General features: G+C 74.0%; 18 protein-coding genes and 1 tRNA gene. 1 reads left to right on the top strand and 18 read right to left on the bottom strand.

Annotated features, from left to right (window positions below):
• Positions 1 to 14 precede the first annotated feature (14 nt).
• The 5 genes from AMK27_RS27585 to AMK27_RS27565 form a co-directional block, all read right to left on the bottom strand.
• A complete protein-coding gene (locus AMK27_RS27585; RefSeq protein ID WP_073913563.1) occupies positions 15 to 278 on the bottom strand; it encodes a hypothetical protein in 264 nt (87 codons plus the stop codon).
• A 10-nt stretch (positions 279 to 288) separates the two neighbouring features.
• The gene (locus AMK27_RS27580; protein WP_073913560.1) at positions 289 to 1,962 is read right to left on the bottom strand and encodes an AMP-binding protein; all 1,674 of its coding nucleotides are present in this window, start codon (positions 1,960 to 1,962) and stop codon (positions 289 to 291) included.
• Between the two features lie 104 nt (positions 1,963 to 2,066).
• Positions 2,067 to 2,660 (bottom strand): lytic polysaccharide monooxygenase auxiliary activity family 9 protein, encoded by a 594-nt coding sequence (locus AMK27_RS27575; RefSeq protein WP_073913558.1) that lies wholly within the window; start codon positions 2,658 to 2,660, stop codon positions 2,067 to 2,069.
• A 126-nt stretch (positions 2,661 to 2,786) separates the two neighbouring features.
• The gene (locus tag AMK27_RS44215; protein ID WP_274535751.1) at positions 2,787 to 5,498 is read right to left on the bottom strand and encodes an SPFH domain-containing protein; all 2,712 of its coding nucleotides are present in this window, start codon (positions 5,496 to 5,498) and stop codon (positions 2,787 to 2,789) included.
• A gap of 25 nt (positions 5,499 to 5,523) precedes the next feature.
• Complete coding sequence (locus AMK27_RS27565) at positions 5,524 to 6,903, bottom strand: peptidoglycan-binding protein (RefSeq protein ID WP_073913556.1); 1,380 nt, start codon at positions 6,901 to 6,903, stop codon at positions 5,524 to 5,526.
• 184 nt (positions 6,904 to 7,087) lie between these two features.
• On the opposite strand from AMK27_RS27565, the gene AMK27_RS27560 reads away from it, so the two are divergent.
• A tRNA-Lys gene (locus tag AMK27_RS27560) sits at positions 7,088 to 7,161 on the top strand.
• A gap of 1,068 nt (positions 7,162 to 8,229) precedes the next feature.
• On the opposite strand, the gene AMK27_RS27555 is transcribed toward AMK27_RS27560, so the two are convergent.
• The 13 genes from AMK27_RS27555 to AMK27_RS27495 form a co-directional block, all read right to left on the bottom strand.
• Positions 8,230 to 8,901 (bottom strand): class F sortase, encoded by a 672-nt coding sequence (locus tag AMK27_RS27555; RefSeq protein WP_073913553.1) that lies wholly within the window; start codon positions 8,899 to 8,901, stop codon positions 8,230 to 8,232.
• On the bottom strand, positions 8,898 to 9,584 hold the full coding sequence (locus AMK27_RS27550) for a PT domain-containing protein (protein WP_073913550.1): 687 nt from the start codon (positions 9,582 to 9,584) through the stop codon (positions 8,898 to 8,900). The genes AMK27_RS27555 and AMK27_RS27550 overlap by 4 nt, the downstream gene beginning before the upstream one ends.
• A gap of 74 nt (positions 9,585 to 9,658) precedes the next feature.
• Entirely contained in the window at positions 9,659 to 10,438 is a 780-nt protein-coding gene (locus tag AMK27_RS27545; RefSeq protein ID WP_073913548.1) for an HAD-IIA family hydrolase, read from the bottom strand.
• 241 nt (positions 10,439 to 10,679) lie between these two features.
• Positions 10,680 to 12,218 (bottom strand): alkaline phosphatase family protein, encoded by a 1,539-nt coding sequence (locus tag AMK27_RS27540; RefSeq protein ID WP_073913546.1) that lies wholly within the window; start codon positions 12,216 to 12,218, stop codon positions 10,680 to 10,682.
• A gap of 134 nt (positions 12,219 to 12,352) precedes the next feature.
• Complete coding sequence (locus AMK27_RS27535) at positions 12,353 to 13,411, bottom strand: 2-aminoethylphosphonate ABC transporter substrate-binding protein (RefSeq protein ID WP_073913543.1); 1,059 nt, start codon at positions 13,409 to 13,411, stop codon at positions 12,353 to 12,355.
• A gap of 62 nt (positions 13,412 to 13,473) precedes the next feature.
• Entirely contained in the window at positions 13,474 to 14,271 is a 798-nt protein-coding gene (locus AMK27_RS27530; protein WP_073913540.1) for an ABC transporter permease, read from the bottom strand.
• Positions 14,258 to 15,154 carry a 2-aminoethylphosphonate ABC transporter permease subunit gene (locus tag AMK27_RS27525; RefSeq protein WP_241847620.1) on the bottom strand — a complete coding sequence of 299 codons (897 nt, stop codon included), beginning with the start codon at positions 15,152 to 15,154 and terminating at the stop codon, positions 14,258 to 14,260. Before AMK27_RS27525 ends, AMK27_RS27530 begins: the two co-directional genes overlap by 14 nt.
• Positions 15,147 to 16,208: an ABC transporter ATP-binding protein gene (locus AMK27_RS27520; RefSeq protein WP_073913536.1), complete on the bottom strand. Its 1,062-nt coding sequence runs from the start codon at positions 16,206 to 16,208 to the stop codon at positions 15,147 to 15,149. The genes AMK27_RS27525 and AMK27_RS27520 overlap by 8 nt, the downstream gene beginning before the upstream one ends.
• Positions 16,205 to 16,981, bottom strand: a complete 777-nt coding sequence (locus tag AMK27_RS27515) for a phosphonatase-like hydrolase (RefSeq protein WP_274535750.1) — start codon at positions 16,979 to 16,981, stop codon at positions 16,205 to 16,207. The genes AMK27_RS27520 and AMK27_RS27515 overlap by 4 nt, the downstream gene beginning before the upstream one ends.
• 5 nt (positions 16,982 to 16,986) lie before the next feature.
• Complete coding sequence (locus AMK27_RS27510) at positions 16,987 to 18,108, bottom strand: TIGR03364 family FAD-dependent oxidoreductase (RefSeq protein ID WP_073913533.1); 1,122 nt, start codon at positions 18,106 to 18,108, stop codon at positions 16,987 to 16,989.
• 182 nt (positions 18,109 to 18,290) lie between these two features.
• On the bottom strand, positions 18,291 to 19,058 hold the full coding sequence (locus AMK27_RS27505) for a GntR family transcriptional regulator (RefSeq protein WP_073914458.1): 768 nt from the start codon (positions 19,056 to 19,058) through the stop codon (positions 18,291 to 18,293).
• A 50-nt stretch (positions 19,059 to 19,108) separates the two neighbouring features.
• Entirely contained in the window at positions 19,109 to 20,146 is a 1,038-nt protein-coding gene (locus AMK27_RS27500) for a hypothetical protein (RefSeq protein WP_073913530.1), read from the bottom strand.
• Between the two features lie 254 nt (positions 20,147 to 20,400).
• Positions 20,401 to 21,621: an ROK family transcriptional regulator gene (locus AMK27_RS27495; protein ID WP_241847619.1), complete on the bottom strand. Its 1,221-nt coding sequence runs from the start codon at positions 21,619 to 21,621 to the stop codon at positions 20,401 to 20,403.
• Positions 21,622 to 21,626: the final 5 nt, after the last annotated feature.

The following is a 21,626-nucleotide window of genomic DNA, read 5'->3' as shown; positions in this document are numbered from 1 at the left end:
TGGTGGGGCTGGGCCTACCTCGGCGGCGGCAGTCGCGGCAGGGGTCGCCCCTGCGGTCGCCCCGAGGGTGGTCGCCCCAGCGGCGGTCGCACTGCGGGCGCGGGGTCGGGGCCGCCGTCACCCGGCTGTTCGTCACCCGGCTGTTCGTCACCCGGCTGTTCGTCACCCGGCTGTTCGTCACCCGGCTGTTCGTCGCCCGGCTGTTCGTCGCCCGCGCCGTAGGAGCCGGTGGTTCCGGCCGCGACGGCCGTCAGCCCGTGCCCCGGGCGTCCGTCCACCGCCTCTCCCTCAGCTGTCCGCAAGCCCCGGACTCCGCCCCTGGCGGGCGTACTCCCCCCGGAGCGCGGCCGTGGCCGCGGGTGTCAGTGGCTCGTACGGGGCTCCCGGGGTCGGGCGCCACCAGACCGGGTCCTCGCAGAGGAAGGACTCGCGGCGGAGGGCCACCCGGTGGATCTTGTTCGTGGCGGTGAGGGGGAGTTCGGGCATCACCCGGACGAACCGGGGCGGCATCTTCGTCCCCAGGTCCCGCTGCGCCGCGAGGAAGCCGGCGAACTCCGCCGGATCGAAGACCGCCCCCTCCCGCAGCGCCAGCGCGGCCATCACCTGGTCCCCCGCCACCGGGTCCGGTATCGCGTAGACCGCGACCCCCGCGGCCCGGTCCCAGCGGGCCAGGATGTGTTCGATCATCGCCGCCGCCAGGTTCTCGCTGTCGACCCGCAGCCGGTCGTCCGTACGGCCCGCGAAGTAGAGGAAGCCGTCCGCGTCCCGGTAGAAGAGGTCACCGGTCCAGTACCAGCCGTCGCGCAGCCGCGCGGCCTGCGCCTCCGGATTGCGCCAGTAGCCCTCGAAGGCGCTGCGGCCCCGGTTGACGAGTTCTCCGACGGCCTCGGCGGCGTTGAGGAGCCGGCCCTCGGGGGAGAAGCGGGCCGCCTCGCACTCACGGCCCGTCTCCGCGTCCACCACCAGCAGGTCGTCGGCCGGGGCCGCCCGGCCGACCGCGCCCGGCGGCGTGTCCGGCGTCCGCTGGATCGACGCGCCTCCCTCCGAGGAGCCGTACCCCTCCACGAGCGGCACCCCGAACCGCTCCCGGAAGCGGGCCGCGTCCACCGCCCCCGCCTCCGTGCCGAAGCCGAGGCGGAGCCGGTGCGCGCGGTCCTCGGGGGTGGGCGGGGTCGCCAGGAGGTACTGCACCGCCCGGCCGACGTAGGTGAAGTAGGTGGCCTCGAAGTCCCGTACGTCCGAGAGGAAGCGGGAGGCCGAGAAGCGGGACCGCAGCGCCACCCCGGCCCCGGCGACCAGGGCCGGGGCCCAGTCCGCGATCACCGCGTTCCCGTGGAACATCGGCATACAGACGTAGTGGACGTCGTCCCGGCCGACGGAGAAGTGCGCCGCGAGCGAGGCTCCGGCCGCCGCCAGCCGGCCCTGGCTGCAGAGTGCCGCCTTCGGGGCGCCCGTCGAACCGGACGTGAAGGAGAGCAGGAAGCGGCTGTCGGGGCGTACGGGGCCGAGGCGCGCGTCGCCCGGGCGGGCCGAGCCGTACGGGGCGAGGAGTTCCCGGTACGCGTCGGTGTCCGTGACCAGGATCCGCACGCCGGGCAGCGGGAGGCCGTCGAGGAGCGGCAGATGGGCGCGCTGGGTGACCAGGACCCGGCAGGCGGTGTGCCGGATGTCCCGGGCGAGTTCGGCGCCGCGCCGGGTGGGGTTGATCCCGGCGACGGCGGCCCCCGCGAGGGCCGCCGCGCTGAGCCAGAGCGGGTACTCCGGCGTGTTGTCGAGCAGGATGCCGAGGTGCGGCTCGCCCCCCGGCAGGGGTGGCATCAGGTCCACGAGGAGTGCGGCCCGCGCGGCGGCGCCGGCGGCGACCTGGTGGTGGGTGAGGGCGTGGTGCTCGTCCCTCAGCCCGATCCGGTGGTCGCCCCACTTGCGCCGTACGAGTTCCGCGACGGTGTCCGCACCCCTCATGGGCCGGACTGTAACTGACGATCCATCAGAAATGAACGGGCGGGAGAGACCGTCCGGCGACCGTCAGGACCGGCCACCGGACGGCCACCGAGCGGCCCCGGGCGTCAGAACCTGACGTCCGAGCACGCGTAGAACGCGTTCGACGTGTCCGCGATCGTCCACACCGCCAGGATCAGATGGCGGCCCGTCTTGCCCGCCGGGATCGTCCCGGAGTGCGAGAGGGTCGCCGGCGGCTGCTGGTTGTTGTAGGGGACGGTCAGGAACGGCTGGGGGTCCAGCATGGCCCGGGTGAGCTTCTGGGTCCCGTTCCAGCCGTTCTTGGTGATGTAGTACTTGAAGTCGGTGGTGGCGTGCCGGGCCGTGAACTGCCAGCGGAAGCTGTAGCTCTGCCCCGACGTGAGCTGCGTCGTGGGCCACGCACCGCCCCTCGGGTCGTCCAGCTGGGCGAACTGCGTGAGCCCGGCGGAACAGATCTTGCCGTCGGCGGGACCGCCGGCGGGGAAGCCCTTGGGCCCCTCGACCGACTGCGGCTCCCACTGTATGGAGCCGCAGTTGGTCACGGTGCCGTTGGCGCAGAGCTTCTGGCGGCTGATCGGCGAGTCGGTGTAGCCGTGACTGCCGGCGCTACCGGTGGCGAAGAGGGTGACGCCGGCGACGCCGAGCGCCACCACCGCCGCCCCGACTGACTTTTTGCGCATGCTTCGCTCCAGGAGAACGTGGGGGTTCTGTTGGGCCGTGCGCGCACGCGTGCGGTGGTACGTCGTACCGATTTTGGTCTGGACCAAGTACCAAGGTATGGACGGAAGTTGAACATGTCCATCCCTTCACGCCCCCTCTACAGGACCCGTCCGCCCCGTGTAGAAGGCCACCGTCAGGTCCTTGACCAGCGCCTTGCGCTCGTAGTCGTCGAGCTCGACCAGACCACGACTGGTCAGCCGGTGGACCACGTCGTCCACCGCGTCCACCACCGAGGTCAGCACGCTGTCCCGGTGCTTCGCGTCGATCGCCGCGATCCGGCGCCGCCGCATCGCCGCCGCCACGTCCGGCGCGTACTCGATCCGCGTCGGCTGCGCCGAGAACACGTCCACACCGACCGGGGCGCACTCCGCCGACAGCATCCAAGTCAGCGCCTCGCCGACGGCCTCCGCGTCCCGGAGCGTGGGGGCGTCCTCGTGGAAGGCGTCCGCCGGAAGCTGCGACAGCACCCGGGCCATCGCCGCCTCCACCTGCTCCCGCAGATAGTCCTCGTGCCCGTCGACGCCGAGCGCCGCCCGGACGGTGTCCCGCACCCGCCACACCACGAGCACGGTGACATCGAGCGCCGTGCCCTTGGCGTCCACCGCCGACAGCGGCTCGCTGCGCCAGTGCCGGAGCCGTACGTCGACGCGGCGGCGCAGCAGGAGCGGGCTGACCCAGACCAGACCCGTACGGCGGACCGTGCCGCGGTAGTCGCCGAACAGGGTCAGCACCCAGGCGTAGCCGACCCGGCCCCGGCCGAGCCCGCCGAGCGCGAACAGGGTGAGGACGACACCGAGCGCGAGGAGCGCCCACTGGCCGAGATGGATGCCGTTGTACGGGCGTTCCGGCAGCCGCAGCATCCGGGACGCCTCCTCGGGCACGGCCCCGGCCCACCACACGACCGCCGCGCACGCGGCGAGCGCGAGCGCCCCGCCGACCACCCCGACCCAGCCGGGCAGCACCGGCCCGGTGCGTTCGACGAGAGCGGGATCGGCGGTGGGGGCGGGCCGGGAGGCGGAGGACCGGGAAGCGGAGGCGGAGGCGGTGGCGGTGGCGGGGGCGGGGGCGGGGGCGGGGGCGGAGGCCTTGGCGGCCTGCGCGCCGGGGTGGGACGCGGACCGCGCCTTGAGCGGTGCGTCGAGGCGTCGGGCGAGACGGCCGTCGAGCCGCTCGTCGAGACGCCCGTCGAGACGCCCGTTGAGTTCCGCCTTCGACGGGGACTTCGACTTCCGCTTGGACGAGGCACGGCCGGCGGCCCCGGCCCCGGCACCGGCGGCGTCCGCCCGGGGCTGCTCCGGGTCCTGGGCCTGGACCTTCGACGGGCCGGGAATGGCGGCGCCCGTACCCGTCCTGGGCAGGGTCGGCGCGGCCATGGCGACGGTGTCGGGACCGCCGTCGTCCTCACCGGCCGCGAAGGGCACGGCGTTCCCCGGCTGGTCGCGGAAGAGGAGATGCACCGGGATCGAGCCGGTGGTCTCGGCCCCGATCACGTTCTTCCGCCGAGCGACCCGCACGACGGCTGCGACGGGCACGGCGACGGCACCGACACCGGCCCCGGCGATCCGCCCGAAGTCGGGGGTGGCGGGGCGGTCCGACGCGGGCCGGGTACCGGGGGCTGCGGTCGGGGCGGCGGCGGGCACTGCGGCCGGGACCGGCGAAGGTCCACCGGACCGCACGGTGACGGCGGCCTTGAAGGAGGAGGAAGAGGAGGGGGAGGGGGAGGGGGAAGAAGAGGAATGGGGGCGGGCGTGGCGGCCCGCACCGGAGGGCGTGGTGCCGGGGTAGGCGGGCGGAACGGGTTGCACCCGGGTGATCACCGGGGCGACTGCCGGGGCGGCGGGCGCACTTGAGGCCGTACCGGATGCGGACGCGGTCGGGGGCGTGGCGCCGACGGGGGGCGCGGTCGCGACCGGGGGCGTGGAGCCGAGCGGGCGGACCGCGGACGCGCCGGACGACCCGGCCCCGTCGCGGGGCGACGCACCGGCCGTCCCCGTGCCGCGACCCGACTCCGGGCCGGTCGGCGCGGCCAGGGCAGTCGGGGCAGTCGGGGCGGTCGGGGTGATGCGGGTGGTCGGGGCGGTCGGCCCCGAAGTGGCGGTCGGCTCCGTTCGAGCTTCCGGCCTCGCCGGGGCGTCAGGCCTGGTCGTGGCTTCCGGGCTGGCCGCCGCCGCAGCGGCGCCGCCCCTCGCTCCCGGCTCGGGCCACACCGGGACCCTGCGCGAGGTCGTCACCGGCTCCCCGGCGGCCGGGGCCGACGGCGCCGGCTCACCGGCCGCAGGGGATTCCGGCGCGGGAGCCTGCCCGACGGGCGCTCCGTCCGAGGTCCCGGCCGAGGTCCCGGCCGAGGTCCCGGCCGAGGTCCCGGCCGAGGTCCCGCCCGGCGCGGCGCCCGAGGTCCCGCCCGGCGCGACGCCCGGCGCGACGCCCTGCGCGGCGGCCGGCGCGGCGCCCGGGCGTACCGGCGCGACGTCCTGGGCGGCGGACGCCGGCGCGTCGTCCACGGCCGCTGCCGCTGCCGTCGCGGCCGCCGCCACGTCGTCCGGCGACGGCGCGCCGCCCTCCGCCGGTGCGCCGTCCCTCGACTCGCTCAACTCCCCCGGCGCCCCAGGCTCCCGCGGCTCCGGCGACTCCCGCGACTCCTCCGCCGTCTCACGTCGGGTCGGCGGGGTGCCCGGGGGCGCGCCCTGGGGAGGGGACGTGCGCGGGAGGGTGCCGTCCGTCAGGCGGCGGGCCGTGCGGGCCGCGTCACGTGAGGCCGCCGCGCCGGAATCCGCGGGGTTCGGGGTCGATGCCGTCATTCGGGTCCACCTCATGCTCTCGGGGTCATCGGAACAAGCGCCGCCAGGTCTCCGGGCCCGGGTAGCCGTCGGCGGCTGCGCCGCGCCAGCCCTGTGCCCGCTGGAACGCCTCGACGTTGCGGCGGTCCGCCTCCGTCCAGCGCGGACCGGGTCCCGACAGGTAGTGCTTGCCGAAGCCCCGCTTCACCAGTTGTTTGCCCAGCTTCTCCACATATGCGTTGGATTGGCCCGGACGGAAGGAGCCACGCCCGGGAAATGCCGTCGCATTCGAAGTCGACCCGCTCGCACCACTCGAACCGCCGATGTCCCTGCCCTTGCCGGTCACGAGGAGCTTCCAGGTCTCGGGGCCGGGCAGGCCGTCCGCCTCCTTGCCCTTCCAGCCCTGCGCCAGCTGGAACGCCTGGGTCGCGCGGCGGTCCGCCTCGCCCCACTTCGGGCCGGGTCCCTGGCTGTAGTACCGCTTGCCGCCGCGGTCGACGAGCAGCCGGCCGAGCTGGGTGACGTACGCGTTGTTCGCGCCGGTGCCGAACATCGCGATGCCCGGGTAGGGCGTCGCCGTGGAGACCGCCCCGCCCGTGGTGCCGCCGGTGCCGCCGCCGGCCAGGCCCTTGTAGCGGTAGGCCACGTACCGGTTGGAGTTCTCCCAGTACGCCATCGGCGTCGCCTGCTTCCGCGTGCGCGGCTTGGTCTGCTCGTACGCGACGTAGGAGGTGTGGGTGTAGTCGGTCCAGCCGCCGAAGATCGTGACGTGCGAGCCGCGGGTCGGGTTGGCCGGGTTGTGGAAGAGCAGGATGTCGCCGGGCTGCAGCTCGGTGCGGTCGACGCGGTCCGCGAAGCGGTCGAGGCTGCCGGTCCACTCGTTGCTGCGGAGGTTCCAGGCCATCGAGATGTAGCCCGAGCAGTCCTGGCGGTAGCCGTCCGTCCAGTACTTCTCCATGGAGTACGGGACCTGGGCGGTCACCCACAGCTTCGCGCGGTTGATGATCTCGGTCCGGCTCGTCTTCCGCAGGGTGGCGGCCGAGACCTGACTGGTCGTCGGGTCCGCGTTCGGGGAGGGCTGCCCGCCGGGGCCCGGCGCTCCGTGCAGCGGCCCCCGGCCGCCCTGCGGGGTGTCGGGCTCGGGGGCGTCCGGGTGGGCGGCGGTGTCGGTGGCGGGCTCCGTGAGGTCCGCCGGGGTGAACGGGGCGGAGGGCGGCGGGAGGGCCGCCGCCACGGCGGCCCCGCCACCGCCGAGGGCCACGCCGGCGGCCGTCACCAGGACCAGGGCGCGGCGCGCGCCGTGCGCCGCGGGGTGTCCGCCCGCCCGGACCGGCAGGCCAAGCGCGAGGTCGCGCCGCTGCCGGGCACAGCCCGGGCAGCCGCAGTCGGCCGCGGGTTCGAACTCCTCGAAGACCGGCACGCTCATGCGATTCCCCTCCACACTCGTCAAGATCTTTTGACCCTTGGTTTTGGGCGTCAGTGTCTCAACTGTCTGGACAAATCGCATTTTGACGGATCGAAGGCCTGATACGACCATCCGACAGGCCGGGGGTGACCGTAATTGGTCAGGAGCACACCCGGACGTCGGGTAGAGTTCTCTCTGTCAGCAAGCGCCGCTAGCTCAGTTGGTTAGAGCAGCTGACTCTTAATCAGCGGGTCCGGGGTTCGAGTCCCTGGCGGCGCACGCAGAGTCAAGACCCCCTCACCGATGGTGAGGGGGTCTTGTTCGTTTCTCGGCCGTGGTCTGGTCGGTGGAGTGACGAGCGCGGGTGCCTTACGGGTGCCTGGCGGGTGCCTGGCGGGTGCCTCGCGGACGTCGTGCGGACGTCTCGCGGATGCCTTGCGGGCCGGCCGGTGGGGCGGGGGTGTGGACCCGGCTCGGCGCGCGGTCGTGAGCAGCGTGACACGACAGCCCTCTGGGCCGGGCGGGGCGGGGCCCTTACAGTGTCCGGAACCTCGACCTCCCGCGGCGGCACCGGACCCCTCCCGCGTCCGCGAGCCCTGCGGTGGAGGACCGGCCCGGTCGGCGGCGGCAGCGGGACGCGCGGCGCCGACCGGGGCCAGGTCCGCGCGTCCGCGTCGACGGGGGCGGCCACCACTCGCCGCGCGGTCGACGCGCCCGGTACGACCCGGTGCGGGCCGCGCGACCGCGCCCTCGGAACCACGCCCCCCGCCCCGCCGTGGGCCGCGCCCTCGCCACCCACCGCCCGTACGGGCCGCACCCGCAGCGCCACTCACCACCGTGCGAACCGCGCCCGCGCCCTCACCCACCGCCCGCGCGGACCCGCGCCCGCGTCCACCCGCCGTGCGGGCCGCGCCGCCCGCGCCCACCGCCATGCGGCCCGCGCCCGCGCCCACCGCCGTGTGGGCTGCGCCCGCGCCCACCGCCGTGTGGGCTGCGCCCGTACCCTCGCCCCACCGCCCGTGTGGGCAATCGTCCCGCTGGGGCGGGACGGGTGGGCACACGGGACGGCGCGCTCGGCGGCGCCTCCGCCCCTTGTGCCTGGACCCGCACCCAGTTGTGCGGCGCGAAGGGGTGCGGGTTCAGGCGCGGAAGCCTAGGCCCGGCAACGGGCGCCGTTCCGTTGTGCCCACCCGTTCCGCCCCAGCGGAACAGATGCCCACAACGGGGGTGGGCGGCGGCGGGCGCCCGTCCGGGTCGGGCCGACAGGCCTGGCCCGGCGGGGCCGGGGGTGCGCCAGGCCCTGGGCCCGGGCAGATGGGACCGGGTGCCCCGGGCGCCGGGAGGGGGTCAGGGGGTGGCGGCTGTCAGGTAGGCCGAGACCACCACGTTCGCCGTGTACGCGTTCGCGCCGCGGTCGAACGTGCCCCCGCACGTGATCAGCCGCAGCTCCGCCCGGTGCGGATCCCGCGCCCCGTAGACCTTGCTCGCGTCGAAGGACTCCCGCGGGTAGACCTGGACGTCGTCCACCGTGAACTCGGCGACCGATCCGTCCGTACGGGTGACGCGGACCTTCGCTCCGGGGCGGGCCGCGCTCAGGCCGTAGAAGACCGCCGGCCGCGTCTCGGTGTCGACGTGGCCGACGAGGAGGGCCGGGCCCGCGGCGCCCGGCCGGGTGCCGGCGCCGAACCAGCCGACCGTGTGCGGCATCTCGTACGGCGGCGGATCGATCGCCCCCGTGCTGTCCAGGCCGCGCGCCACGACGGGCGCGGCGATGCCGAGGGACGGGATCTCGACCCGCCGGGGCTCGAGGGGTGCGAGGGGGTCGCGCGCCGGGGGCAGGGGGACGCCGAGCGGCCGGCCGACGGCGGCGATGTCTCCGGTGGTCGGCGCGGAGCTGCCCCCGGGGCCCTCGGTGACCTCGCGGCCCCAGAGCCAGAGCCCGAGCAGGAGCAGCGCCCAGGCCACGCCGGTGACGAGTCGCCCGGTGCCCGCCGGGCGGGAGCCGGACGGCCCCGTCATTCCGTACCCGACCCCGAGCCCGTGCCCGTACTCGCCCCCGTACCGCGTCGGCGGGAGCTGCGGAAGGCGACCGCGACCGCGGCGACGGCCGCGAGACCGAGGCCGAGCAGGGTGTACGGGGTGCCGAGGCCGCTCTCGCTGGTGGTCTGGGCGACGCCGGGGGCGGCCGGGGCGGCGAAGGCGGCGGTGCCGCCGCCGCCCGCGCGGACCGGGGCGACCGGGCTGGCGTGGTGGGTCGGCTCGTGGGTCGGCTCGTGCGTCGGCTCGTGCGTCGGCTTCCACGTCGGCTCGTGCGTGGGCTTGCGGGTCGGCTCGTGCGTGGGCTTCTGGCGCTCGACGCGCACGGTGCCGACATCCGGGTGGTCGTGGCCGTCGCAGGTCACGCTGACCTTGTACGTGCCGTTCTCGAGCCGGGTCTTGATCGTGGTGTCGCCGAACAGCGGTGCGCCACCGCCGTCCCGGCCGGTGAGTTCGGCGTCGGCGACGAACGCCGGGGACTTCGCGGCCCCCGTCGTGCCCTTGCAGCCCTGGACGCGGACGTCGACGTCGGCGCCGGGCGAGGCGGTGGACGGGGTGACGGTGACCTTCACCCCGTCGTGGGCGTACGCGCCACCGGCCGTGGGTGCCAGTACGAGTACGAGGGCCGCCCCTGCGGCACGGAGAGCAATGGGACCTGAACGCATCGTGACCTCCTGATACTGGCAGGGTCACCCGGATCGGGGCTTCTCGCATCCGCAGGGGCGCCGGCGAGCGGCCGCTACACCCGGTCGACGATGTCCGCGATCGACTTCACGATCTTGGAGGGGCGGAACGGGAAGCGGTCGATCTCCGCCTCCGACGTCAGGCCGGTCAGCACCAGGAAGGTCTGCATGCCCGCCTCAAGACCCGCCAGGATGTCGGTGTCCATCCGGTCGCCGATCATGGCGCTGGTCTCGGAGTGGGCGCCGATGGCGTTCAGTCCGGTGCGCATCATCAGCGGGTTCGGCTTGCCCGCGAAGTACGGGTCCTTGCCGGTGGCCTTCGTGATGAGCGCGGCGACCGAGCCGGTGGCCGGCAGCGGTCCTTCGAGGGAGGGGCCGGTCTCGTCGGGGTTGGTGCAGATGAAGCGGGCGCCGGCGTTGATGAGCCGGACGGCCTTGGTCATCGCCTCGAAGGAGTAGGTACGGGTCTCGCCGAGGACCACGTAGTCCGGGTCGTGGTCGGTGAGGACGTAGCCGATGTCGTGCAGCGCGGTGGTCAGACCGGCCTCGCCGATGACGTACGCGGTGCCGCCGGGGCGCTGGTCGTCGAGGAACTTGGCGGTGGCGAGGGCCGAGGTCCAGATGTTCTCGACGGGGACCTCCAGGCCCATCCGGGCGAGGCGGGCGTGCAGGTCGCGGGCCGTGTAGATCGAGTTGTTGGTGAGGACGAGGAAGGGCTTCCCGGTGTCCCGCAGCTTCCTGATGAACGCGTCGGCGCCGGGGATCGGCACGCCCTCGTGGATGAGGACGCCGTCCATGTCGGTCAGCCAGGATTCGATCGGCTTGCGCTCTGCCATGGGTGCGGGACTCCTGCCGTGCGAAGTGCGGTGTGCTGGGGGCGCCGCGACAGCGCTGTGGCGACGCCCCCAGCCTAGGCCCTGCCCGCCCGCGCGGGCTGGGTCAGGGAGCGGGTTCTGGTGCGTGCAGCTGCAAGGCGGAGGAGGGAGGCATGGCGGAGCCATGGCGACCGACGACAACGCCGCAGATGTGCGTGCCAGAGCCCGCGAGCCCAGCGCGTGCGGGTGGGCGGGGCCTGCGTCAAGAGGTCGTGACCTTGACCCCGTCGATCACCCAGTACCAGTTGTTGGAGCCGGTGTAGCGGAAGCGGAAGCTCACGGTGGACGCGCCGGCCGGGACGGGGACCGCGAGGGACTGGGGCTGGGAGATCACATCGGCGGTGTAGTTCTTCACGACGGTCGGGGTGCCGCCGTTGAAGACGGCCTGGACCTGGGCGCTCTGGCTGCCCTCCTGGCGGTAGAAGGTCGTGAAGTCCAGGGTGACCCGGGTCGCGCCCGCGACGCCGTACGCCGGGGTGACGAGGGTCGAGTCGTACGTCCCCGAGAACGTCTTGTCGGCCCACTCGTCGGAGTCGGCGACGGCGAAGACGCCCCGGGCGCGCACGTTCAGCTCGCGGGACTGGTCGCGCTGGGAGCGGGACCAGAACTCGTCGGTGGCGAAGGACCAGCCGCGCCACTCGGTCATGCCGCCGGTGCCCATGGCGGTGTTGATGACGGACCAGCCGCTGGGGGCGGTGCGGGTGAAGCCGAGGATCCCGGCGGGGATGCCGGTCTCGTCGACGCGGCCGGTCAGCGAGCCGTAGAGGCTGTCGAAGGGGTCGGTGGAGCGGTCCTGGATCGGCTTGCCGTCGAGGCCCCAGGACGCGGCGGGGGTGATGCCGAGCTGGCGGAAGACGGTGGCGGCGACGTCGACGAGCCGGGTGTCGATGGGGCGGGCGCCGGCGGCGATGCCGGGGCCCTGGGCGAGGACGAAGGTGCGCCGCTCCTCGATGGAGGAGCCGCCGTGGCCGCCGCCGTCGGTGTGGCCGTGGTCGGTCGTGACGATGACCGTCCAGCGCTCGGTGGCGTACGCGGGCCGGGCCTTGATCGCGGTGAGCAGCCGGCCGAGGTAGCCGTCCTGGACGTCGATGGCGTCGGTGTACTTGGGGCTGGCGGCGCCGTGGTTGTGGCCGATCTCGTCGGTCTCGCCGAAGTAGACGAAGAGGACGTCCGGGTTCTGGTTGCGCAGGACGTCCTCGGTGATGTCGGTGATCACGAGGTCGTTGACGACGTAGTTGTTGTTGTAGACGAGCTTGGCGTCGGCGCCGGGGGTGACGGTGCCGTGGGTGTCGAGCTCGGGCCAGTCGACGGCGGCGAAGAGCGAGAGCTCGGGGCGGACCTGGTTCAGGCGGGCGAGGAAGCCGGGGTACTGGCCGTAGTTCTTGCCGCTGAAGGTGTTGTCCTTCACGCCGTGCTTGTCGGGCCAGACGCCGGTGGAGATGGTGGACCAGCCGGGGCCGGAGGAGGTCGCGGCCATCGGGTTGGCGTAGAGCAGGGAGCGGCCGTAGGTGCCGTTCGCCATCAGGGACTTGAGGTGCGGCGCTTTGGCGGCGTCGATCCGGTCGTGGCGCAGGCCGTCCATGCCGACGACGAGCACCTTGTCCTTGCTGGTGCCGTCGGGGAGCGTGGGCGCGGCGGCGGCGAGGGCCGCCGGGGCGGTGGCGAGGCCGGTGGCGGCGACGGCCGCGGTGGCACCGGCGGCGGCGAGCACGGTGCGTCGGGAGATGCCGGTGATCGGCATGTCGAAGTCCTCCGTGAGCGGGGTCGATGGGGGTGCGGACGCGCGCCAACGCCCCTGATTCCTCAGGGGCGTTGGTCCGTACCCGTTATCTTTCCGCGATCAACGGGGGCTTTCCAGGGTCGTACGGTGAACTCTTAGCTTCCGGTCGCGGACTTCCACGCGTCGACGTACGCCGTGAGGTTCTTGTCGATGTCGGCCCAGTCCGGCTCGAACACCTCCACGCCCTCCATCAGCTTGGCCAGTTCGATCGCGTTGGCGTCGGTCGCCTTGACGTCCTTGCGGGCCGGGAAGCCGCCGCCGATGGCGCTGACCTCGCGCTGGGCGCCCTCGGTCAGCATGAAGTCGAGGAGCTTCCTGCCGTTCTCGGCGTGCGGGGCCTTGTCCACCAGGCCGGCCGCGTACGGCAGGGCGAAGGTGGTGGGCCGGCCCGTGCCCTTGGCCGGGAACCAGATGCCGAGGTTCGGCATGGACCGGGACTGGGCGAAGTTCATCTGCACATCGCCGTTGGCGACGAGGAGTTCGCCCTTGTCCACCTTGGGGGCGAGCTTGGAGGTGGAGGAGGACGGGCCGACGTTGTTGGCCTGGAGCTTCTTCAGGTACTCCATGGCCGGCTCCTGGCCGCCGAAGTCGTGCATCGCCTTGATGAGGACGGCGGTGCCGTCGCCCGCGACGCCCGGGGTGGAGTACTGGAGCCTGTCCTTGAACCTGCCGTCGAGCAGCTCCTCCCAGGTCGTGGGGGCGGTGGGGAGCTCCTTCTTGTTGTGGACGAAGCCGAAGTAGTTGTTGACGACCGAGGTCCAGGTGCCGTCGCTCGCCTTGTCGCCGCCGCCGACGTGGTCGGCGCCCTGCGGCGTGTACTTCTGGAGCAGGCCCTTGGATCCGGCCTGCTGGATGAAGGGCGGCAGGGTCACGAGGACGTCGGCCTGGGTGTTGCTCTTCTCGCGGAGGGCGCGCTGCACCATCTCCCCGGAGCCGCCCTCGACATACTTGACCTTGATGCCGGTCTTCTTCTCGAAGTCGGCGAAGACCTTGTCGTACCAGCCGTCGCCCGCCTCGCCCTTGAGGCCGTCGGCGCTGTAGACGGTGACGGTCTTCTCGTCGGAGGCGGCGGTGGAACCCCCGCAGGCGGTGAGGCCCGCGGCGAGGACGAGGGAGCCGGTGACGGCGGCGATCGGCTTGGCGTACGTACGCATAACGTCGTGTTCTCCTGAGGATCTCTGGCTGATGGAAGCGCGGGGAGGGAACGCCGGGGCCTCTAGCGGAAGGAGGCCCTGGTGCGGATGCGGGAGACGGCGAGCAGGGCCAGCAGGGTCGTGGCCATGAGGACCACGGCCAGCGCCGATCCGGTGAAGAGGGAACCGCGGTCGGTGGCCGTGAAGATGAGCACCGGGAGCGGCATCCAGTCCGGCGGGTAGAGCATCATCGTGGCGCTCAACTCGCCCATGGACAGGGCGAAGCAGAGTCCGGCGGCCGCGTTCAGGGACGGCAGCAGGAGCGGCAGCCGCACCCGGAGCAGGACGTACGAGGGGCGGGCGCCGAGACTGGCCGCCGCCTGCTCGTACATCGGGTCGAGCCGCTGGATCGCGGCCGACACCGACTGGTGGGCGAACGCCGTGACGAGCACGGTGTGCGCGAGGATCACGATCCAGCGTGTGCCGTTGAGGAGCACCGGCGGCTGCGAGAACGCGACGAGGACGGCCAGGCCGACGACCACGGACGGCACGGCGACCGGCAGCATGAACAGCGCGTCGAGGACCCGCTTGCCCCTCCGGCCGAGCGCGGCGCCGGCGAGCGCGGCCCAGGTGCCGACGGTCAGGGCGACCAGGCTCGCGGTGAGGGCGGTGACCAGGCTGGTGGTGAGGGCCTGGAGGGACTCCCCGCGGACGGCCGCCGCGTAGTGCTCGGTGGTCGGCCCGGAGGGGAAGGCGCTGGACCAGTGCGTGGCGAACGAGGCGGCGACGATGACCAGGAGCGGGAGGGCGAAGAGCGGGACGAACAGGACGGCGAACACGGCCCAGGCCGTCCACCTGCCGCTGCGGCTATGCACCAGCACGGCGGCTCACCCCCCGGTAGAGGACGTAGAGGCCCACGGAGAGGGCGACGTTGACGACGGCGACGACACAGGCGGCCGCGTAGTCGGACTCGAGGATCGCCTTGCCGTAGACGAGCATGGGGAGGGTCGTGACGCCCTTGGCCCCGGTGAAGAGGACGATGCCGAACTCGTTCAGGCACATGACGAGGACGAGGCTGCCGCCGGCGGCGAGCGCGGGCAGCGCCTCCGGCAGGATCACCCGCCGGACGATCCGGAGCGGCCGGGCGCCGAGCGAGGACGCGACCTCCAGCTGGGCCGTCTCCATCTGCGAGAAGGCGGCGAGCAGCGGCCGCATCACGAACGGGGTGAAGTACGTGATCTCGGCGAGGAGGACGCCCCACGGGGTGGCCAGGAACCGGAACGGGCCCGAGGGGTCCCCGGTGACGTCCGTCCAGACGCCGTTGGCCATGCCGACCGTGCCGTAGAGGAACAGCAGGGCGAGCGTGATGAGGAAGGACGGGAAGGAGAGGAAGACGTCGATGAACTTCGACACCGCCTTCCCACCGGGGAAGGGCACGAAGGCGATCACGACGGCGAGCACGAAGCCGAGGACGAGGCACCCGACGGTGGAGGCGACGGCGAGCCACACAGTGGTGACGAGGGCCTGGCGGAAGGACGCGGAGGCGAGGACGTCCCCGTACGCGCCGGGGGCCAGGGACTCCTGGACGACGAGCGCCAGCGGATAGAGGAAGACGACGGCGAGCACGGCGACGGGCGGGAGGGCCCAGACCCAGGCGGGGGTGGCGCGCCTCGTCGCGGACGGGCGTTCCACGGGGACGGAGGGGCCGGTCGCCACGCCCGTCGCGGGCCGCCGTTCCCTGAGCCCGCTCGCGGGGCTACCCATCGGACACCCCCGCCCCGAGCAGCACCGCGTCCTCGGGCGCGAAGTGCAGCGTGACCTCGGTCCCGAGCAGCGGTGTCTCCCGCAGCTCCCGTACGTCCGCCTTCACCCGGTGCCCGCCCACCTCCACGTACAGCCGGTGGGTGGACCCCCGCCACTGGACCTCGCCGATCCGGCCCCGCAGCGCGTTCGGACCGTCTCCGAGGCCGATCAGGTGGGGCCGGACGCAGAGCGTGGCGCCCGCGCCGAGGGCCGGTCCCGGCGCGCCCTCCGTGCCGACCTTCAGCTCCGTGCCCGCGAAGACGACCCCGTCCGCGCCGACCGTCACCGGGAGCAGGTTGGCGTTCCCGACGAACGAGGCCGTGAACTCCGTGCGCGGCCTGCGGTACAGGTCCTGCGGGGTGCCGCAGTCCTGGAGCCGGGCCTTGTCCATGACGGCGATCCGGTCCGCGAGGGTCAGCGCCTCGACCTGGTCGTGGGTGACGTACAGGATCGACACATCGGGCAACTCGCGGTGGAGTCGGGCCAGTTCGGCCAGCATGCCGGAGCGCAGCTGCGTGTCGAGCGCGGAGAGCGGCTCGTCGAGGAGGAGGACCTTGGGCCGGATGGCGAGCGCGCGGGCGATGGCGACGCGCTGCTGCTGCCCGCCGGAGAGCTCCCGCGGGTACCGGTGGGCGTAGGCCGCCATGCCGGTCATCTCCAGGGCCTCGGCGACCCGGCCGGGGATCTCGCCCTTGGGGACCTTCTGCGCCTTCAGGCCGAAGGCGACGTTGGCCTCGACCCGCAGGTGCGGGAAGAGGGCGTACTGCTGGACGACCATGCCGATCCCCCGCTTGTACGGTGGGAGGCCGGTGACGTCGCGGTCGCCGATGAGCACCCGCCCGGAGGCCGGCCGCACGAATCCGGCGACGGCCCGCAGCGCGGTGGTCTTCCCGGAACCCGAGGGCCCGAGGAGGGCCATGACCTCGCCGGGCTCGACGGTCAGGTCGAGCCGGTCGAGGACGGTGGTGCCGCCGTACGCGACGGACACGGCGTCGAAGCGGATGCCGCTGGTCATGCGTCCGACTCCCCGAGCAGCGCGGGAAGTCCGGCGACCGAGGGGAGGACGTGCGTCGCGCCGTGCTCCTTGAGCGCCGCCTCGTCGTGCGCGCCGGTCAGGACGCCCGCGACGATCCCGGCGCCCGAGCGGACCCCGCTGAGCATGTCGTAAGAGGTGTCGCCCGCGACCACGAGCTGCCGGACGTCGTCCACGGCGCCGGTGCGGAGGAAGGCGGCGAGGACCATGTCCGGGTACGGGCGTCCGCGACCGCCGGCGTCCGCCGGGCAGAGGGTCAGCTCGACCAGGTCCCGCCAGCCGAGCGCGTCGAGGATGGCGTCCTGGGTGACCCGGGCGAAGCCGGTGGTGAGGACCACCCGCCGGCCCTGGGCCCTCAGCTCGTCGATCGCCTCGGCCGCGCCGGGTATCGGGGCGATCCGGCCGCCGGAGACCAGCTCGCCGTAGGCCGCCTCGAAGGCGAGGTTGGCCTCCTGGGCGCGGGTCTCGTCGCCGCCGAAGAGGTGGCGGAAGACGGAGATCTTGGACTCGCCCATGGTGGCGCGGACGTAGTCGATCATCGTGGCCGGGTCTTCGCCGAGGCGCTCGGCGGCGGCGGTGAAGGCCTGCTCGACGAGACCGCCGTCGGCGACGGTGGTGCCGGCCATGTCGAGGACGACGAGTCCGTGCCGGCGCTTGTGCGGGTGGGTGTCCGTGTGGGTGTGCGTGTGGGTGCCCGTGGGGGTGCCCGTGTGCGTCTGCGTCTGCGTCTGCGTCTGCGTGGGGAGCGTGCTCATGTGGTTCACCAGCCCAGTTCGTCTGCGGTCTTCTCGGCGATGGCGGGCGAGCAGGTCATGCCGCGGCCGCCGGGCCCCGTCACCAGCCACACGCCGTCGCGGACCCGCTGGCGGTGGACGACCCGGCTGGTGTCGACGCACTGCGCGTACACCCCGGCCCAGCGGCGCCTGATCTTCGGCAGCGGGCGGCCGAGGAAGGACTCGACGACGCGGGTGAGGTGCTCGTAGGGGTCTTCGAGGGTGTCGAAGGCGAAGGGGTGCTCGTACTCGTGGGTGTCGCCGATGGTCAGTCCGCCGTCGAGGCGCTGCACCATGAGGAGCTGCATCTTGTGGGCGGCGGCGGTCGGGTCCTGCGGCTGCGCGGCCTGGAGGGAGTCCAGGGCCTCGGAGGCGTAGGCGGGGTAGTAGCGGAAGGAGTCGGCGTCGGCGACGGAGGTGGTGAGCGCCTCGCCGAGAGGCTCGGTCTGCATCATCTGGAGCCGGACGCGGCGGACGGGTATCTCGCCGGCGACCTCGCGGACGAGGCCGGAGAGCCAGGCTCCGGTGCACAGGACGACGGCGTCGCCGCTGTGGAGCTCGCCGCGGTCGTCGCGGACCGCGTTCTCCCCGACGACGTCCCTGACCTCGCGGTTCGGCAGGAAGGTGTACTTCCCGGTGGCGAGGAGGGCCTCGCGGAGCGCGAGCTGGGCGAGGCGGGGCTCGACGGCCGCGTCGCGCTCGCACCAGAGCGCCGCCTCGAACGTGCCGCGCAGGGCCGGGTTGACCGCGCGGGCCTCGTCGGCCGTCAGCAGCTTGTAGCCGCGGGCGGCGGCGTCGGGGCGGGCCACGGCGGCCTCTGCGACGGCGAGTTCCAGCTCGTTCCGGACGGGGGTGAGCGAGCCGATGGCCCGGAAGCCGAGGCCGGGGACCCGGGCGCCGATGCCCTCCCAGAGTTCCCGGGCGCGCAGGGCGGTGTCCAGCTCCTCTCCGCCCGCCCGTCCGCTCACCCAGATCTGGCCGAAGTTGCGGAGGGACGCTCCGCGCGCCTCGGCCTCGCGCTCGATGTGTACGACCTCGTGGCCGCGTTCCACTGCGTGCCAGGCGTGCATGGTTCCCACCACGCCGGCTCCTACGACGATCACCTTCATGCCGTCGACGGTCCTGGGAGCGGGTGACCCGGACGGGGCCGGTGGGCGACGGGACGGTGAACGGCCCGCCAAGCTTGGACCAGACCCGTTATCTTCTCGTGATCTGAGCGGGGTGGAGGGGGCGCGAATTCACCCCGGGCGGGTGCTCGGCCCCTCGGCCAGCCCCTCGGCCAGCCCCTCGGTCAGCCCCGCTGTCCCAGATGGGCGGTGAAGCTGAACCGGTCGCCCCGGTAGAGGGTGCGGACCCGCTCCAGGGGCCGCCCCGCGGTGTCCCGGGAGACGCGGTGCAGCAGCAGCATCGGCAGGGCCGGCGGGGTGCCGATCAGAAGGGCCTCGCGGGGCGTCGCGAGCACCGTCTCGATGCGCTCGTCCGCGTCGCCGAAGGAGATGCCGAGGCGGTCGTGCAGGTAGGAGTAGAAGGAGGAGTCCGGGTCGAACTCGGTGTCCAGGTGCGGGGCGCGGGCCTCGGAGACGTACGTGCTCTCCAGGCCGACCCGCTCGTCGTCGGCGAGGAGTACGCGCTCCATGTGCCAGACGGGCTCGCCCCGTTCGGCGCCGACCTCGGGGGCGAGCGCCTCCGGGCAGGGGAAGCGGTCGAGCGAGATGAGGCTGCGGCCGGGGCGGAGGCCCTGCCGGCGGACGCCCTCCGTGTAGCTCGCGAGCGAGAGGGGCTGCTCCAGCTTGGGGCCCGCGACGACCGTGCCCCGGCCCTGGCGGCGCAGCCGTCCCTCCAGGAGGAGTTCGCGCAGCGCCTGCCGGACGGTCTCGCGGGACACCTCGTACCGGACGGCGAGGTCCCGCTCGGTGGGCAGCAGCCCACCCTCCCCCAACTCGTCGACCATCAGGGCGAGTTTGGCCTTGACGGCGTAGTACTTGGGCACGCGGCCGTGCTCCGGGATGCCGGAGTTCACGGGGGCGCCCGGGGTGCCGGGGGCGTTCTGGTAGTTCACCGGGGGATGGTCGCAGACGGGGATGAACGGGAAGGTGTACGCGGCATGACTCACCGGTGCCGGGGGCGGCGGGCGGCCCGGAAGAGGACGGCGCCCAGGAGGACGAGGGCGGCCGCGAGGGGCGCCAGGAACCTGGCGCGATCCCCCGACTCCCGTCCCGTTTCCGCGAGTTCGTTGTCCGGGCCGGCGAGTACGAGGTCTCCCGAGTCTTCGGCGGTGGAACCCGGCGGGCGGGGCGTCGCCCCGGGCGGCCGGGAGCGGGTGCCCGGGTCGGGCGTGCCGGATGTGTCAGGTGCGGGCTCGTCCGCGCCGGTGGAGCGGTCCGGATCGGCGGGCACCGCGGGCACTACGGCCAGCCGGTAGTCGCCGGACTCGCCGACCCAGTCGCCGTCGACGCCCCGCCGCTGGACGACGGCGGCATTCACGACGACCTGGTCGGGGGCGGTCTCCGCGCGGAAGCCGAGCCGTACGGGGACGGTGAGGGTCCCGCCCGCGGGCACCATGAAGCCGTCGAAGCCCTCCGGCCCGTCGGAGGCACCGGAACCGCCGGAAGTGCCGGAACCGCTGGAGACGCCGGAACCGGCGGACCTTCCGGCGTCCTCGGGCGTGCTGAACACACCGATGTTCTCGGCCTGTTCGGTGGCCTCGAAGGTCACGGGCCGCCAGCGCGCGGCCCCGGCGTCGTAGAACTCGAACCGGATCTGCGCGGGCTTCAGCACCCGCTTTTCGTCGGTGAGGACGAGCACGGGGTGGATGCCCGAGCAGGTGGCGTCGGTGGTGTTGGTGAGATCGAGCTTCCACTCCTGGAGGGGGCCGCCGGCGGGGTAGTCGGCGGGGCCGCCGTGGATCCGGGTGTCGAGCGGGAAGGCCGAGCCGGAGGGGGTGCCGCAGGTCGGGGCCGGCGGATCGGGGGCGGGGATGTCGGGGGCGGCCTGTGCCGGGGCGGGGGCCGTCGTGGGCGGCACCGAGGGGGCCGGTGCGGCCAGGGCGGGGGACGCCAGGGCCAGGTGGGCCGTCGCGGTGACCGTCAGCGCGGCCGCCGCGGTCAGGGCGCGGGGGCTGCGCGGTCGCAGGGGGGCGGATGTCATGGGGCCGGGCCTTTGCTGCTCGCGGGACGTACGGGTCGGCCGCGACGCTGCCATGCCCCGGGGGTGGGGGCCGGGCAGCGACACCGGGTCCGCCCCCGGACGGCCCGGCCGATCCGCCCGATCGGCCTACTGTCGTACGTACGGCTTTGCTGCTTTACGGGTCTGCGGTTTAGCGGCTCTGCGGCTCTGCGGCTTTACGGGTCTGCGGCTTTACGGGTCCACTGCTTAACCGCTCTGCGGCTTTACGGCTCTGCCTACGTTCCGAAGACCGGGGCGAGGATCAGCCACGCGGCACCTTCCGCCACCGCGTCCCGCTCCCCCGCCACGCGCACCGGAGCCGTCAGGCCGAGCCCGTCGAGGACCTCCCGCACCCCGCCCGCGAACACCTCCGGCGCGGCGAGGACCAGCCGGCCGCCGAGCAGGACCTCGTCGATGTCGAGGAGCCGTACGACGTTGGCCGCGCCCGCGCCGAGGATGCGCGCCGCCCCGGCGTCGTCGCCGCGCGCCACCGCCGCGAGGCACAGGACCTCCAGGCAGCCGCGCCCGCCGCAGCCGCACGGGGGCCCGTCGAGTTGGACGGTCTGGTGGCCGAGTTCGCCGGCGCCCGTCCTGTCCCCCCGGAGCGGCGCCCCGCCGAGGACGAGGCCGGCGCCGAGCCCCGTACCGAGGTGGACGTACGCGAAGGAGCCGGGGGCGGCGGGGCGGACGGCCAGGCCGAGGGCGGCGGCGTTGGTGTCCTTGTCGAGGACGACGGGGAGTCCGAGGCGCCGGGCCAGCTCCTCGCGGACGGGGTGGCCCTCCCACTCGGGGAAACCGGTCACCCGGCCCGGGACTCCGGCGCGGTGGTCGAGCGGCCCGGGCATGGCGACCCCGACGCCGAGGACGGGGGCGGGGTCGGGAGCGGGTCCGGCGGCGGGTGCGGCGGCGGGGGCGGAGTCGGGGCCGGGGACGCAGTCGAGTCCGGCGGCACGGGCGTCGGGCTCGGCATCGGGCCTCGCGTCGGGCCTGGCATCGGGCCTCGCCTCGGGCCTCGCGTCACGCCCGACCTCAGGCCCGGCCGCGTGGGCCGTGGAGCCGGCCGTCAGGAGTCCCCGTACCTCCTCCGCCACCGCGTCCAGGACGGGCCCCGCGCCTGCACCCAGGTCCAGGGCGCGCGTGCGCCGGGCGACGACCGCGCCCGCGAGGTCGGTGAGGAGCGTGGTCAGCTCGTCGCGGTCGAGGTGGACGCCGACCGCGTACCCGGCGGTGGGGACGAGCCGCAGGACCGTGCGGGGCTTGCCGCCGGTCGAGGCGCGGTGGCCGGCCTCGGTGGCGAGGCCCTCGGACCGGAGCCGTGCGGTGATCTTGCTGACGGCCTGCGGGGTGAGGCCGGTCCGCTCGGCCAGTTCGAGGCGGCTGATGCCGGTCTCGCCCGCGGTGCGCAGCAGGTCGAGCACGAGCGCCGCGTTGGGGCTGCGCAGGGCCGGCACGTTCACTCCAC

Source organism: Streptomyces sp. CB02009, assembly GCF_001905825.1.
In the GTDB taxonomy this organism is placed as follows: Bacteria; Actinomycetota; Actinomycetes; order Streptomycetales; family Streptomycetaceae; genus Streptomyces.
The sequence above is the reverse complement of the archived record's forward strand: the minus strand, read 5'-3'. Positions and strand labels throughout refer to the sequence as shown.

Bases quoted from the DNA above. Each gene is read 5' to 3' on its own strand.
- AMK27_RS27580 (WP_073913560.1), bottom strand. From the start codon at position 1,962: ATGAGGGGTGCGGACACCGTCGCGGAACTCGTACGGCGCAAGTGGGGC.
- AMK27_RS27575 (WP_073913558.1), bottom strand. From the start codon at position 2,660: ATGCGCAAAAAGTCAGTCGGGGCGGCGGTGGTGGCGCTCGGCGTCGCC.
- AMK27_RS44215 (WP_274535751.1), bottom strand. From the start codon at position 5,498: ATGACGGCATCGACCCCGAACCCCGCGGATTCCGGCGCGGCGGCCTCA.
- AMK27_RS27565 (WP_073913556.1), bottom strand. From the start codon at position 6,903: ATGAGCGTGCCGGTCTTCGAGGAGTTCGAACCCGCGGCCGACTGCGGC.
- AMK27_RS27555 (WP_073913553.1), bottom strand. From the start codon at position 8,901: ATGACGGGGCCGTCCGGCTCCCGCCCGGCGGGCACCGGGCGACTCGTC.
- AMK27_RS27550 (WP_073913550.1), bottom strand. From the start codon at position 9,584: ATGCGTTCAGGTCCCATTGCTCTCCGTGCCGCAGGGGCGGCCCTCGTA.
- AMK27_RS27545 (WP_073913548.1), bottom strand. From the start codon at position 10,438: ATGGCAGAGCGCAAGCCGATCGAATCCTGGCTGACCGACATGGACGGC.
- AMK27_RS27540 (WP_073913546.1), bottom strand. From the start codon at position 12,218: ATGCCGATCACCGGCATCTCCCGACGCACCGTGCTCGCCGCCGCCGGT.
- AMK27_RS27535 (WP_073913543.1), bottom strand. From the start codon at position 13,411: ATGCGTACGTACGCCAAGCCGATCGCCGCCGTCACCGGCTCCCTCGTC.
- AMK27_RS27525 (WP_241847620.1), bottom strand. From the start codon at position 15,154: ATGGGTAGCCCCGCGAGCGGGCTCAGGGAACGGCGGCCCGCGACGGGC.
- AMK27_RS27520 (WP_073913536.1), bottom strand. From the start codon at position 16,208: ATGACCAGCGGCATCCGCTTCGACGCCGTGTCCGTCGCGTACGGCGGC.
- AMK27_RS27515 (WP_274535750.1), bottom strand. From the start codon at position 16,981: ATGAGCACGCTCCCCACGCAGACGCAGACGCAGACGCAGACGCACACG.
- AMK27_RS27510 (WP_073913533.1), bottom strand. From the start codon at position 18,108: ATGAAGGTGATCGTCGTAGGAGCCGGCGTGGTGGGAACCATGCACGCC.
- AMK27_RS27500 (WP_073913530.1), bottom strand. From the start codon at position 20,146: ATGACATCCGCCCCCCTGCGACCGCGCAGCCCCCGCGCCCTGACCGCG.